The sequence below is a fragment of the Pseudothauera hydrothermalis genome, from assembly GCF_003345255.1.
GTDB classification, from domain to species: Bacteria; Pseudomonadota; Gammaproteobacteria; order Burkholderiales; family Rhodocyclaceae; genus Pseudothauera; species Pseudothauera hydrothermalis.
In genome coordinates this window covers 2,888,861-2,900,912 of record NZ_CP029331.1, presented here as the reverse complement: position 1 = coordinate 2,900,912, position 12,052 = coordinate 2,888,861, and the positions used below count along the sequence as shown (strand labels likewise).

Sequence of the window (12,052 nt, the reverse complement as noted above, 5' to 3'; positions counted from 1 at the left end):
TTCAGCTCCGATGCGCGCTGCGGCGGAAGGGGTCGAGCTGCGCGCGCACGCTGGCCTTGCCCAACCACAGCGGCGCAACCGCTTCCAGCGCGGTGGGGGTCAGACCGAAAGGCAGCGGCGCGCCGTGGGCAATGTTATCCACCCGCATCGAGCGCACGTTGTCGCGGCTCATCAGAGGTTGCGGCGCCAGTTCCATCAGCGCGGCCTGCAGCATGGCCAGCGCCTCGGGCAGCGCCAGCACCGGGCGCGGATGGCCGACCAGGGCGCTGACATAGCGCACCAGTTCGCGCAAGGTGTAGATGCGCGGGCCGGCCAGTTCCCAGGTTTGCCCGGCGGCGGTGGGGTCGGTGAGACAGCGCCATGCCACTTCGGCGACATCCTCGACCCACACCGGTTGAAAACGGGCATTGGCGCCGGCCAGCGGCAGCAGCGGAAACAGCCGTGCCAGCTTGGCAAAGAGGTTGAGAAAACTGTCGCCGCGGCCAAAGATCACCGAGGGCCGCAAAATGGTCCAGGCGGCTTTGGCCGTGCGTATCGCCGCCTCGCCCGCAGCCTTGGAGCGCAGGTATTCCGAAGGGCCGTCCGGGTCCGCGCCGAGTGCGCTGACATGCACCAGCCGGGGCACGCCGGCCGCCTCACACGCGGCGACGATACGCCGGGGCAGTTCCACATGGGCGCGTTCGAAGGCCACACCCCAGGGGCGGCCGGGCGGCGAGTGCAGCACGCCGACTAGGTTGACTACCGCATCGGCGTCGGCAAACAGGCGGGTCAACGTGGCGGGGTCATGCACATCGGCTTCGACCACTTCCACGGTAGGTAGCATCAATAGATGTGCGGCGCGGCTGCGTCGCCGGGTGGGCACCCGCACACCGACGCCGGCGGCGGACAGGCGGTTGGCAATGGCGCTACCGACAAAGCCGGTACCGCCAACGAGAACCACGCGGTTGAGGGCCATGGAGTCACCTTGCGGAAAAGTTGTGCATTGGAATCGGGTGTTCGTTGTGCGGATTATCGCGGAAGCGCAGCCCGCCGATCCAGCCGCTTCAGCTCCCCGGCGGACGCGGGGCGATCACCCCCAACCGGGCTTTGAGCGATTGTGGGCGGCCTTCGAGCACGGCGGCGTAGATCACCGTATTGGCCATCACCTTTTTGACATAGTCACGGGTCTCATCCAAGGGAATGGTCTCGGCATAGATCGCGCCTTCCAGCGGGCGTTCGTCGCGCCAGCGGCGCGCACGGCTCGGACCGGCGTTGTAGCCGGCCGAAGCCAGCACCGGGTGGTTGTCCAGTTCGTCCAAAATGATGCGCATGTAGCTGGTGCCCAGCAGCACATTGGTGTCCGGGTCGGTGAGCATGCGCGGGTTGAAGTTTGGCAGACCGATCTTGCCGGCCACCCATTTACCGGTGGCCGGCATGACCTGCATCAACCCCTGGGCGCCGGCGCTGGAACGCGCCGGGGCGATGAAGCGGCTTTCCTGACGCATCAGGCCATAGACCCAGTTCATGTCCAGTCCCTGGCGGCGGACCTGCGGTTCGATGACCTGACGGTAGGGGGTGATGAAGCGCAGATCGAAATAATCGCCGGCGTTGGCCAATTCGGCGGTGTTGATTGCGCGGTCGTAAATGTCGTGGCGCAGCGCCAGTTCTGCCGCGGCGACCAAAAAACCTTCGTCGCGTCCGCGCAGCGCCCAGTTCCATTCGCGCACTGCATCCAGGCGCATGTCCAGGCGGTACAGCGCCAGCGCACGGCGTAGGCCCGGATCGGCTGCGGCACGGGCGCGATCGGCTTCGCTCGGCGTGCCGCGGCGCGGCGGCAGGGAAAAAACCTGGCCGATCTCCTCGCCGGCGAGCATGCCGTAAAAATGCGGTTGGCCGGCGATTTGTTCAAAAAGCAGGCGGGCGGCTGTCGGGTTGCCCAGTTCGGCCTGGGCGCGCGCCAACCAATAGACCCATTCGGGCTGCTCGCGCTCGGCCGCGGGCAGGGCCTCGATGGCCTGTCGCACCCGACCCCAGTCGCCGGCGCGCAGCGCGCTGCGTACCCGCCAGGCCCGTTGCTCGGCAGACAGCGGGGCGTTGCCGGCGGCGGCAAACCAAGCCACGGCCTGCGGCAGCTGCTGGTAGGCCGCGCGCAGCGCCAGTGCGGCGTAAGCCTGGGCGACCATGTCCGGGCCCAGTGCATGCTGCAAGCGCTGTAGAGATTGGTGCGCTCCCCAGAGGTCTTCGCGCGCCAAGCGCACAATGGCGGCAAGCGCCAGTTCGCGCCCGTGGCGCGGCCCGAGCGCGGCCGGCTGCAGCCGCGCCAGATACTGGCCGGGATTTTCCATCGCGCGCGAAAACGCCGTCGCCGCGGGGGCCTCGCCGGCCGGCAGCCATTCCAAGGTGGCGAGCGCGGGGGCGGTGTCGCGTTGTTCGACTTGGCGACGGATGCGCCACCACAGTGCATCCACGGTGACCTGTCGCTCGATGGCCAGCGTGCGCAGCACCGGCAGGCAGGCGGCGTGATTGTTGACCCGCTCGGTCCATAGCTCGGCCACTTCGGCGGCCACGCGTGGGTCGCCATAGAGCAGGCGGGCGAACCAGGCGTGACAGACGAGTTCCTCGTCGGGGCGTTCGAGCGCCGGGTAAAGATCCAGAAAGGCCCGCCATTGGCCATCCTTGGCCAGGCGACGCAGCCAGTCGGCGAGCAGGCGTTCGGCCAGTAAGCTGCCGGCGTGCGTGTGTAAGAACGCTTGCAGTTCCGCCGCCGGCGGCGGCTCCGGGCGGGCGAGTTTGTTGAACAGCAGCCAATAATGCACATAGGCGTCCAGTTCATGGGGTTCGCGCTGCGCTGCCAGCCGCTCCAAGGTGTTGCGGTCGCCGCTGCGCAGCGCTTCGCGCGCGGCCAGAATGCGCGCGTCACCGCTTTGCGCCGCAGCCGGCGCGCTTGCCCACAGAAAAGCGGCTACAACCACCCCCCACAAGCCCCTTGCCATCGCTTACCATCCCTCCCTGTTTGCCGTACAAACTACCACATGAAGCAGATTGCCGACGCCCCCTCACAACCTGTGCCCGAGAGCGCCGCGGCCGAGCGCCAGGCGCTTCGCCGCGCAGCGGTGGCCCGCCGTGAAGCGTTGGCCGGCACTGAGCGCCAAGCCCTGGAGCGGCGTATCGAAACGCATCTGAATGGGTTGTGCGCCGATTTGTCGCCGCGGGTGCTGGCTTTTTGCTGGCCGTGGCGCGGCGAACCCGACTTGCGCGCCTGGGTGGCACGCTGGCTGGCGCAGGGTGCGGGCCGCCGTGCCGCCTTGCCGGCGGTGGTCGACCGTCATCGTGCGCTGGTGTTCCGGCGTTGGCAGCCGGGTATGACCATGGCGGTGGACCGTTACGGTATTCCCTATCCGGCCGACGGCGAAGCCCTGCACCCGGATCTGGTGCTGGTGCCGCTCAACGCCTTCGATGCGCAAGGTTATCGGCTGGGCTATGGCGGCGGTTACTTCGACCGTACGCTGGCGAGCCTGGAGACCGTGGCAGTGGGGGTGGGTTTTGAACTGGGGCGGGTGCCCAGCGTGCGGCCGCAGCCTCATGATCGGCCGATGAATTGGCTGGTGACCGAGGCCGGGGTGTTTCGCGCCAGCCGGCCGTGAGCGGCGCTCAGCCCAGTGTGGCGGCCGACTCCATCCGGTTGCGGCCGCGCTGTTTGGCACGGTAGAGGGCTTGGTCGGCGCGTATCAGCACCGCGTCGGCGCGCGGGTCGGTGACTTCCAGCAAGGCGATACCGGCGCTGACGGTGAGCGGGATCGTGTGGCCGTCGTAATCGATGGGCTGGCCGGCCACGCGCACACGGATGCGCTCGGCCAGCCCGTAGGCACCGGCTTCGTCGGTTTGCGGCAACAGCACGGCAAATTCTTCACCGCCCAGCCGCCCCAGGATGTCGGTCTGGCGCAGCAGGGCGGTAGCCAGTTCGGTGAAACGCTGCAGCACCGCGTCGCCAGCGGCGTGACCGTAGCGATCATTGACCGCCTTGAAGTGATCCAGGTCCAGCATCAACACGGCAGCACTGTGGCCATAGCGCCGCACCCGTGCAAGCTCGGCAGACAGCTGCGCCATGAACGCCCGACGGTTGCTCACTCCGGTGAGCGGATCGGTGTTGGCCAGGCGCTTGAGTTCTTCCTCTTGGCGCTTGCGCGGGCTGATATCTTCTTTGACCGCGACGAAATGTGCCAGCCGGCCGCTACGGTCGCGCACCGGGGTGATGGTGAGCGCCTCGTGGTAGAGCTGGCCGTCTTTGCGTTTGTTCACCAGCTCACCACGCCAGACCTCGCCGCGCAGAATGGTGTCCCACAACGCCCGGTAAAAGGCGGCGTCCTGACGGCCGGAGCGCACCAGTTCCTTGGGCTTGCGTCCGAGCGCTTCATCGCGGCTATAGCCGGTGAGCGTGGTAAAGGCCGGGTTGGCCCATTCGATGACCGCATCGGGGTCGGTGATCACGATTGCATTGGCCGCGGCTTCGAGCGCGGCGTACAGCAAGCGGTTGCGCTCCTCGGTGCGGCGGCGGTCGGTGATGTCCAGTTGCAGCACCACCACACCGCGCAGCCGCTCGTGCGAAAACGGCCGCACCAGCACTTGGACCGCGCACTGTCCGTCGGCCAAGGCGAACTCGCCTTCGAAGGCGATTTGCGCATCGAGCAGTACCGCGCCGATGCCCTCTTCGGCGCTGGTGGCACCGGGGTCGCAGCGCAACAGCCGCGCGTAGTCGCGGTAATGCAGTGCGCCATGCGCGAGCTGGGCGGCATGTTCGGCGGCGAAGGCCTGCCAGGTACGGTTGCTGAGCAAGACGCGCCCGTTTTGCCCGAACAGCAGCACGCAAGCGGGCAGTGCGTCGAGCAGGCGGGCCATGCGGTCGAGGTCGTGCTCCTGGGCGGCGATCCGGCGGCGGTTCATCTGCCGCAGCGCCCAGTAACTGGCAAATACGCCGGCGACCGCCAAGGCGATCAGCGGCGACAATAGCAAGCTCTGGCGGCGGATTTCCTGCCGCGCCGCGGCGACCGCGTGGGTGCGGTCGCTGCGGGCCAGCACCCCGAGGGGCAGCATTCGCGCCACCCGCCAGGTGGTAATCAAAGTGCGCCCGGCCAGCGCCTGGTCGAGGCTGCCAAGCTCCTTACCGCCGCGCCAGCCGGCCACGATGTCGGCGTTGGCGGCATGCAAGGCGGGTTCGAGCGCCCAGTCGCGGGTGGATACCAGCAATGCGCCGTCGTAACGCAGCACCTCGATCCAGGTGCCAGGGCCAAGCTCGCGCGCCCAGACACGGTTGAGAAAATAGTCTACGTTGAGCGCGGCCAGCAGGCTGAGCGTGCCCGATTCGCCCTTATTGACCGCACGGATGACCGGAAGGTAGCCCAATGCTGGCGGGACGGCGGCCGGGTCGCCGAGCGGGCGGCCGTCGGCCAGGTCGCGCCCGGCATGCAAGGCGCCGATACGCAGCACGCCGAGCCGCTCGGCTTCCAGCGGCAGGTAGTCGTCCAGCGCCGGCCGCAGGCCGATGTTTGCCGGGTTGGAGCTGGCGGTGACCCGTCCTGTATCGTCGAGCAGCGACAGCGAGCGCAGGAACGGGGCGTGGCGCAGCGCATCGCTCAGCAACCTGTTCCAGGTGTCGGCGTCATGGGTGGCATAGCCGGTCTCCAACAGGCTTTGCAGGGTGAGGTCGACCGCGTGGTAGGTTTGTTCCAGATGGTCCAGGGTGTGGCGTGCGTCGGCCTCGAGCAGACGGCGCTCGGTAGTGGCCGCCTCATCTTGCAGACGTTGGCCGTGGTAGTACAGCGCCGCACCGGCCGCGGCCAGGCAGGCGGCCAGAAAGGCGACAAAGCCAAAGTCAGCCAGGCGGCTCCAACGATCCGGGTGCATGAAAAATTCAGTGCGGCATCACGATGGGTGTCAAACCGTGGCGGCGGGCAGCCTCGGCCAGGCGGCCGTCTCGTTTGATCGTGGCGACGAATTGCTCGAGGCGTTGGTACCAGTCATCGTCTCCAGGGGCTACCGCCCAGGCGTAAGGCGTGACGTGGTAGGGTCCGGTGGGCGTGATCAGCCGCGCCCAGTTGGCGTTGTTCAGCATACGCTGGCTGTAGGGGTAGTCGGTCATGAAAACGTCGGCACGGCCCGATTCGACCTCCTGCTCGCGTGCGTGCGGGGTGTCGAGCACTGCGAGTTCGGCGTGACGCAGCTTGTCGCGCATCACGGTCTCGTGCAGCGTTCCTTTGGCCACTGCCACGATGATGCCGGACTGGTCGATGTCGTCCCAGTTGCGGATGCGGCGGTTGCCGCGGGTAGTGATGGCGTAGATGTCGCTGGCCAGATGCGGCGAGGTGAAGCGCAGCTTTGCTTGGCGCTGAGGGGTGATGCCGATGGCGAACATGGCCACGTCGCAGCGGTCGTCGAGCACGTCGTCGAACAGGCGGGCAAAGCTGCTGTCGACGAATTGGACTGTCACACCCAGATCCTTCGCCAGTTCGTGCGCGAGGTCCACGTCGATGCCCGAGAGTTCTCCGGTCTTGGGATTGCGCCAGGAGATGCCGTAGTAGTCGGGCCACACGCACACCCGTAGCGCGGCGGAGGACTGGATGCGTTCGAGACGATTGTCGGATGCGGTCGACACCGCCGGTAACAGAGCGGCCAGAGTGACCACAGCAAAGCAGGCTAAACGGCGCATGGATGACTCCAAACGAGGCGGCTGTGCGTCAAGCTTTGCGCCGTTGTTGAAAACACGCATTGACGGCGCTCAAACGCTGCCCGGATTGGGCGCGGCAGCGCAAGCTTTTAATGCGTAAGTGGTATGCCCGCAACAGCCCGGCTGCCCAAGATGGGCAGCCGGCCGCGCTATGCGTTCAGGCCAGAAACAGGCGATAGGCGGGGTTGGCGGTCTCGTCCACGTACTCGTAGCCCAGGCGGTCGAGAAATGCCTGAAAGGCGGCGCGGTCGCCCGGCGGCACCTGCATGCCGACCAGCACCCGGCCGAAGTCGGAGCCATGATTGCGGTAGTGGAACAGGCTGATGTTCCAGTCCGAATGCAGGTTGGAGAGGAAGTTCATCAGCGCGCCGGGGCGCTCCGGAAAGGTGAAACGGTAGAGCAGTTCGTTATCGACCTGTGGCGCACGGCCGCCCACCATGTAGCGCACATGGGTCTTGGCCATTTCGTTGTCGGTGAGGTCGATTGCAGGCAGGTCGTGGCGGGCGAGCGTTTCGGTCAGCCGGCTGACTTCGGCGCGGTTATGCACGGTGACGCCGACAAAGATGTGGGCGGTGGCGGCATCGGCGTAACGGTAATTGAATTCGGTGATGTTGCGCTGGCCCAGCACGCCGATGAACTTGCGGAAGGAGCCGGGTTTTTCCGGGATGGTCACCGCCAGCACGGCTTCGCGCTGTTCGCCCAGTTCGGCGCGCTCGGCCACGAAACGCAGGCGGTCGAAGTTCATATTGGCACCCGAGGCCACCGCCACCAGGCTTTTGTCGCGCAGAGCGTGGCGCTGGACGTAGGCTTTGGCACCGGCCACGGCCAGTGCGCCGGCCGGTTCCAGAATGGAGCGGGTGTCTTCGAACACGTCTTTGATGGCCGCGCAGATGGCGTCGTTATCGACCAGGATCATCTCGTCCACATACTGCCGGCACAGACGGAAGGTTTCCTCGCCCACCTTCTTCACTGCGGCGCCGTCGGCAAAGAGGCCGACTTGTTCCAGCGCCACGGGGTAGCCGGCCGCCAGCGAGCGGGTCATGGCGTCGGCGTCCTCGGCTTCGACGCCGATGATGCGGGTCTCTGGGCGCAGGCGCTTGACATAGGCCGCAATGCCGGCGATCAGGCCGCCGCCGCCCACGCAACAGAAAATGGCGTGAATGGGCTTGGAGTGGGCGCGCAGGATTTCCATGCCGATGGTACCCTGGCCGGCGATCACGTCCGGGTCGTCGAACGGATGGACGAAGGTGAGCTTGTCGGCCTTTTCCAGTTCCAGCGCGTGTGCGTAGGCATCTGAATAGGAGTCGCCGGCCAGTACCACTTCGCCACCGCGCGCGCGTACCGCGTCGATCTTGATCTGCGGGGTGGAGGTGGGCATGACGATCACCGCCCGCACGCCGAGTTTTTGCGCAGACAACGCCACCCCTTGGGCGTGGTTGCCGGCCGAAGCGCAGATCACCCCGCGTTTGAGGGCCTGCGCGGAGAGCTGGGCCATTTTGTTGTAGGCGCCACGCAGCTTGAAGCTGAACACCGGTTGCATGTCCTCGCGCTTGAGATAGACGCGGTTGTGCAAGCGGGCGGACAGGTTGGTGGCAAGATCGAGCGGGGTCTCGATGGCCACGTCATACACCTGGGCGTTGAGGATGCGTTCCAGGTAGTCCGGGGCGGCAGCGGTCATGGCAGGCGATTCCGAGCGGGCGCAAAAGAAAACGAGGTTAGCAGCCGATGATGCGCTGCGGCAAGCGCCCGCCCGGCCGCGGTGCTCAGCTGTGGGCGATTTCGACCCGGTTGCGCCCCAGGCGCTTGGCGTCGAGTAAGGCGCGGTCGGCGGTTTCCGTGAGTGCGGCGGCCGAGTCGATGGCCGGCCAGGCGGCCACCCCGGCGCTGAAGGTGGCATACAGCGCGCCGCCCGGATGGGTGTGGGGCAAGGCGGCAAAGTCCCCCCGGATGCGGTCGAGCACGGTCTGCGCCAACACCGCATCGGTGCCCGGCAGCGCAACGATGAACTCCTCGCCGCCGTAGCGCCCGATCAGGTCGCCTTCGCGCAGGCGGGCCTTGAGCAACCAGGCCAGCCCGCGGATCACCTGGTCGCCGACCGGGTGGCCGTAGGTGTCGTTGATGGCTTTGAAATGATCGATGTCGATCATTGCTACGCTGAAGCGTTCGCCTGGCGCGGCCGATTCGGTCATGGCCTTGAGCCGGGCTTTGGCCGCGGAGTGGTTGAGCAGGCCGGTGAGGCCGTCGATCCGGGTCGAGCGCTGCATGTCGCGGAAACGGGCGATCTTGGTTTTGACCACGGCCGCGAGCAGCACCGGATTGAAGGGTTTGATCAGAAACTGGTCGCCGCCCAGGCGTAGGGCTTCGACCTGCATGCCGATGTTCGATTCGCCCGAGAGATAGACGATGGGCAGGGTTTGATAAGCGGACATCTGGCGCAGCACGCGGGTGGCTTCGACGCCGTTGAAGCGCGGCATGTGCATGTCCATCAGGATCAGGTCCGGGCGATAGGATTGCAGCACTTCCAGCAGTTGGCTGGGGTCGGCAATGGCGTGGCTGTCGATGCCGTGCTCGGTCAGCGTGCGGCAGATCAGCGTGGCGGCCACCCGCGAGTCCTCCACCACCAGCACCCGGTAACGCTCCTGCTCTTCGGTCTGGATCAGGTCGAGCAGGCGGTTGACCACCATCGCTGGCTGTTCATCGTTGGGGATGGCCACGTCGATGCCGGCGCGCATCAACGCCACGATGGGGTCGATGACCGAGGCGACGCCGAGATAAAACAACTGGCTGGCGGGACAGGCCCGACGGCAGGCGGTGATGCGGGCCAGCTCGGTGGCACCGGCGGCTGCGCCGTCGGCGGGAATGAACAGTACGGCCAGTGGCGCTTGCCCAGGTTCGACCGCGCTTTCGCTGTCCCAGTCCATGCGTTGGACCCGGAAACCAAAATAATTGAGCTGGCGCTCTAGGCCATCGGCCACGTCTTCGCGCCCTGCCGCGGTCACCAGCCACACGCTGCGCGGCCGGTGCCAAGCATGCTCCTGCGCCGAGGCTTTTTCTTCGGCGCGGCGCACCGGAACGCGGGGCTGCGAGGTGGCGATCGAGCCGAACAAGGCATCGATCTGACGCTGCAGCGCGACGCGTGCCTGTGCCGGCAATGGGTGTGAGTCGGCGTTACCGATGTGGGCCAGCACGGCCTTTTCCAGCCCTTCGCACAACCGGCTCAGGCCGGGCAGGCGCAGGCGGGCGAAATGTTCGGCCAGACTGTCGACCGCTACCGCGAACTCGATGAACTGCTCGAGTTGGCCATCGGCAAGATACTGCTCCCAGCGGGTGCGCAGGGCGTAGAGACGGTCGTCGAAAGGATGGGGCGGCTGGGTGGTCATCGCACTCGGGAGATTGCGGTAATCGGCGATTGTCGGTCATGACAGCCGCTTACGCAATCGTGCGCTGCAGCGAAGCTGCCTGGCGGGCCGTATGTGGCTTTGCGCTCTCAGTCCGGCAGGTCGCCGGCCAACGCGCGGCTTTGTCGGTCGATGAACTCCTGGGTGGAGTCGATTCCGCGCAACTGCAAAATGGTGGAGCGCACTGCAGCTTCCAGCAGCACCGCAAGGTTGCGGCCAGCGGCCACCGGCAGGACGACCCGCGGTACCAGCACGCCCAGTATGTCCTGAGTTTCCTGGTGCAAGGGCAGGCGGGAGGGGTCGTCCTGGCCGGGTTGGCGGCGTTCCAGATGGCAGACCAGGCGCAGGCGCATCTTGCGTCGGCAGGCGGTCTCGCCAAAGATGGTGCGGATGTTGAGAATGCCCAGGCCGCGCACTTCGATGAAGTCTTGCAGCAGTTCTGGGCAGCGCCCCTCGAGCACCGTGGGGGCAATGCGGGAGAATTCCACGATGTCGTCGGCCACCAGGCCGTGGCCGCGGGAGATCAGCTCCAGCGCAAGCTCGGATTTGCCCGCACCCGAGTTGCCGGTGATGAACACGCCCAAGCCCAGTACATCCATGAACACGCCGTGCAGTGAGACTTTTTCTGCCAGTTGGCGCGCCAGGTACTGGCGCAATTGGTCGACCACGCCGGCTGCCGGCTGCGGCGTGGTAAAGAGTGCCACGCCGATGTTCTCGCACAGCCCGTGCAGCAGGCCGGGCACTTCGCAACCGTCGGCTACCACGATCGCAGGCGGGTGGGCGGCGAGGATTTCGTTCAGGTGATGGGCGATCTTCTCGCGCGACTGGCGGCGTGCCCAGGCCAGTTCCGCCGCGCCCAAAATCTGCAGGCGCTGCGGGTGGATCAGGTTGAGGTGACCGACCAGGTCGGCCGGCCAGATGCGTTCCTCGGAGACCGCAATCGCGGCATCCAACGCGCCGCACACATGGGTCAGCGCAAGGCGCGGGCCCAGCGCCTCATAGAGCCGCGCGACGCTCGTCTGTCGCATGGGGGCCCCAGTTGGCGAACAGGGCATGCACGGCGGCCGGGTCGGGCGCTTGCAGCAACTGCTCGCGGAAGTCGCGGTCGCTGAACATCTGCGCCAGTTCGGAGAGCAGTTGCAAATGGGTTTCGTTGGCCTGCTCGGGCACCAGCAGGATGAACAGAATGTTCACCGGGCGGCCGTCCGGGGCGTCGAACTGCACCGGTGTGGCGAGCCGGAAAAAAGCACCCGCCGCTTCCTTGAGCCCCTTGATGCGCCCGTGCGGGATGGCGATGCCCTGTCCCAGCCCGGTGGAACCGAGGCGTTCGCGGGCGAACAGACTGTCGAACACCACGCTGCGCGCAATACCCTGGTGGTTCTCGAACAACAGCCCGGCTTGCTCGAACACGCGCTTTTTGCTGCTCGCGTCGAGATCGACGACCACGTTGGAAAGGGGGAGGAGTTGTGCGATCAGGCTCATTGGATCAAACCCTGCGCGGCACCGCAGCGCTGGTTGCCGCGCAGGCGGGGACGGTCGGGTGCCGATTGGCGGCGCGGTTCGGAAAACGCGCGAATTATACCCACACCCTAAACCGAAAGAAGTATTGAAGCGGTCACTGTTGGCTGTGCTGGTGCTTGAGCGCCTCGTGATGGTGGTCCTGCACCTTCTGCTTGTGCTTTTGGACCTGACGGTCGAGCTTGTCGACCATGGCGTCGATGGCCGCGTACATGTCGGCATCGTGGGCTTCGACAAAGATGTCTTTGCCGCGGGTGTGCAGGGTGACTTCGGCTTTTTGGTCCAGTTTTTCCACCGACAGGATCACGCCGACGCTGGTGACGTTGTCGAAGTGGCGGATGACGCGGTCCAGCTTCGAGCTCACGTAGTCGCGGATGGCCGGGGTGACTTCGACGTGATGGCCGGTGATGGTGAGATTCATGATGACTCCTTCTTA

At 66.3% G+C, this 12,052-nt stretch carries 10 protein-coding genes; 1 reads left to right on the top strand and 9 read right to left on the bottom strand.

Translation table 11 applies throughout. The annotated features are described in order from the left end of the window. Position 1: 1 nt before the first annotated feature. Both DIE29_RS13820 and DIE29_RS13815 read right to left on the bottom strand, forming a co-directional pair. Entirely contained in the window at positions 2 to 955 is a 954-nt protein-coding gene (locus DIE29_RS13820; protein ID WP_114650164.1) for a complex I NDUFA9 subunit family protein, read from the bottom strand. Between the two features lie 88 nt (positions 956 to 1,043). Continuing rightward, positions 1,044 to 2,972, bottom strand: coding sequence for a lytic transglycosylase domain-containing protein (locus DIE29_RS13815; RefSeq protein WP_102042882.1), 1,929 nt, complete (start codon positions 2,970 to 2,972; stop codon positions 1,044 to 1,046). A gap of 39 nt (positions 2,973 to 3,011) precedes the next feature. Here DIE29_RS13815 and DIE29_RS13810 point away from each other — a divergent pair, with 39 nt between their 5' ends. After that, complete coding sequence (locus tag DIE29_RS13810) at positions 3,012 to 3,623, top strand: 5-formyltetrahydrofolate cyclo-ligase (protein WP_102042881.1); 612 nt, start codon at positions 3,012 to 3,014, stop codon at positions 3,621 to 3,623. A 7-nt stretch (positions 3,624 to 3,630) separates the two neighbouring features. On the opposite strand, the gene DIE29_RS13805 is transcribed toward DIE29_RS13810, so the two are convergent. The 7 genes from DIE29_RS13805 to hpf form a co-directional block, all read right to left on the bottom strand. Then, positions 3,631 to 5,880 carry a sensor domain-containing diguanylate cyclase gene (locus DIE29_RS13805; RefSeq protein ID WP_114650163.1) on the bottom strand — a complete coding sequence of 750 codons (2,250 nt, stop codon included), beginning with the start codon at positions 5,878 to 5,880 and terminating at the stop codon, positions 3,631 to 3,633. A 7-nt stretch (positions 5,881 to 5,887) separates the two neighbouring features. Beyond that, positions 5,888 to 6,682 carry an ABC transporter substrate-binding protein gene (locus DIE29_RS13800; RefSeq protein ID WP_114650347.1) on the bottom strand — a complete coding sequence of 265 codons (795 nt, stop codon included), beginning with the start codon at positions 6,680 to 6,682 and terminating at the stop codon, positions 5,888 to 5,890. Positions 6,683 to 6,857: 175 nt separating this feature from the next. Continuing rightward, a complete protein-coding gene (gene ilvA / locus DIE29_RS13795; protein ID WP_114650162.1) occupies positions 6,858 to 8,378 on the bottom strand; it encodes a threonine ammonia-lyase, biosynthetic in 1,521 nt (506 codons plus the stop codon). Positions 8,379 to 8,463: 85 nt separating this feature from the next. Beyond that, a complete protein-coding gene (locus tag DIE29_RS13790; RefSeq protein ID WP_162860643.1) occupies positions 8,464 to 10,080 on the bottom strand; it encodes a diguanylate cyclase in 1,617 nt (538 codons plus the stop codon). Positions 10,081 to 10,187: 107 nt separating this feature from the next. Further along, the gene (gene hprK, locus DIE29_RS13785; RefSeq protein ID WP_102042878.1) at positions 10,188 to 11,126 is read right to left on the bottom strand and encodes an HPr(Ser) kinase/phosphatase; all 939 of its coding nucleotides are present in this window, start codon (positions 11,124 to 11,126) and stop codon (positions 10,188 to 10,190) included. Next, positions 11,095 to 11,580 (bottom strand): PTS IIA-like nitrogen regulatory protein PtsN, encoded by a 486-nt coding sequence (ptsN, locus tag DIE29_RS13780; protein WP_102042877.1) that lies wholly within the window; start codon positions 11,578 to 11,580, stop codon positions 11,095 to 11,097. Before ptsN ends, hprK begins: the two co-directional genes overlap by 32 nt. Positions 11,581 to 11,713: 133 nt before the next feature. Continuing rightward, complete coding sequence (gene hpf, locus DIE29_RS13775) at positions 11,714 to 12,037, bottom strand: ribosome hibernation-promoting factor, HPF/YfiA family (protein ID WP_102042876.1); 324 nt, start codon at positions 12,035 to 12,037, stop codon at positions 11,714 to 11,716. Positions 12,038 to 12,052: the final 15 nt, after the last annotated feature.

What these genes read in the sequence shown, in the direction of transcription:
- DIE29_RS13820 (WP_114650164.1), bottom strand. Translation starts at nt 955, where the DNA reads ATGGCCCTCAACCGCGTGGTTCTCGTTGGCGGTACCGGCTTTGTCGGT.
- ptsN (WP_102042877.1), bottom strand. Translation starts at nt 11,580, where the DNA reads ATGAGCCTGATCGCACAACTCCTCCCCCTTTCCAACGTGGTCGTCGAT.
- hpf (WP_102042876.1), bottom strand. Translation starts at nt 12,037, where the DNA reads ATGAATCTCACCATCACCGGCCATCACGTCGAAGTCACCCCGGCCATC.
- DIE29_RS13810 (WP_102042881.1), top strand. Translation starts at nt 3,012, where the DNA reads ATGAAGCAGATTGCCGACGCCCCCTCACAACCTGTGCCCGAGAGCGCC.
- DIE29_RS13790 (WP_162860643.1), bottom strand. Translation starts at nt 10,080, where the DNA reads ATGACCACCCAGCCGCCCCATCCTTTCGACGACCGTCTCTACGCCCTG.
- hprK (WP_102042878.1), bottom strand. Translation starts at nt 11,126, where the DNA reads ATGCGACAGACGAGCGTCGCGCGGCTCTATGAGGCGCTGGGCCCGCGC.
- ilvA (WP_114650162.1), bottom strand. Translation starts at nt 8,378, where the DNA reads ATGACCGCTGCCGCCCCGGACTACCTGGAACGCATCCTCAACGCCCAG.
- DIE29_RS13800 (WP_114650347.1), bottom strand. Translation starts at nt 6,682, where the DNA reads ATGCGCCGTTTAGCCTGCTTTGCTGTGGTCACTCTGGCCGCTCTGTTA.
- DIE29_RS13805 (WP_114650163.1), bottom strand. Translation starts at nt 5,880, where the DNA reads ATGCACCCGGATCGTTGGAGCCGCCTGGCTGACTTTGGCTTTGTCGCC.
- DIE29_RS13815 (WP_102042882.1), bottom strand. Translation starts at nt 2,972, where the DNA reads ATGGCAAGGGGCTTGTGGGGGGTGGTTGTAGCCGCTTTTCTGTGGGCA.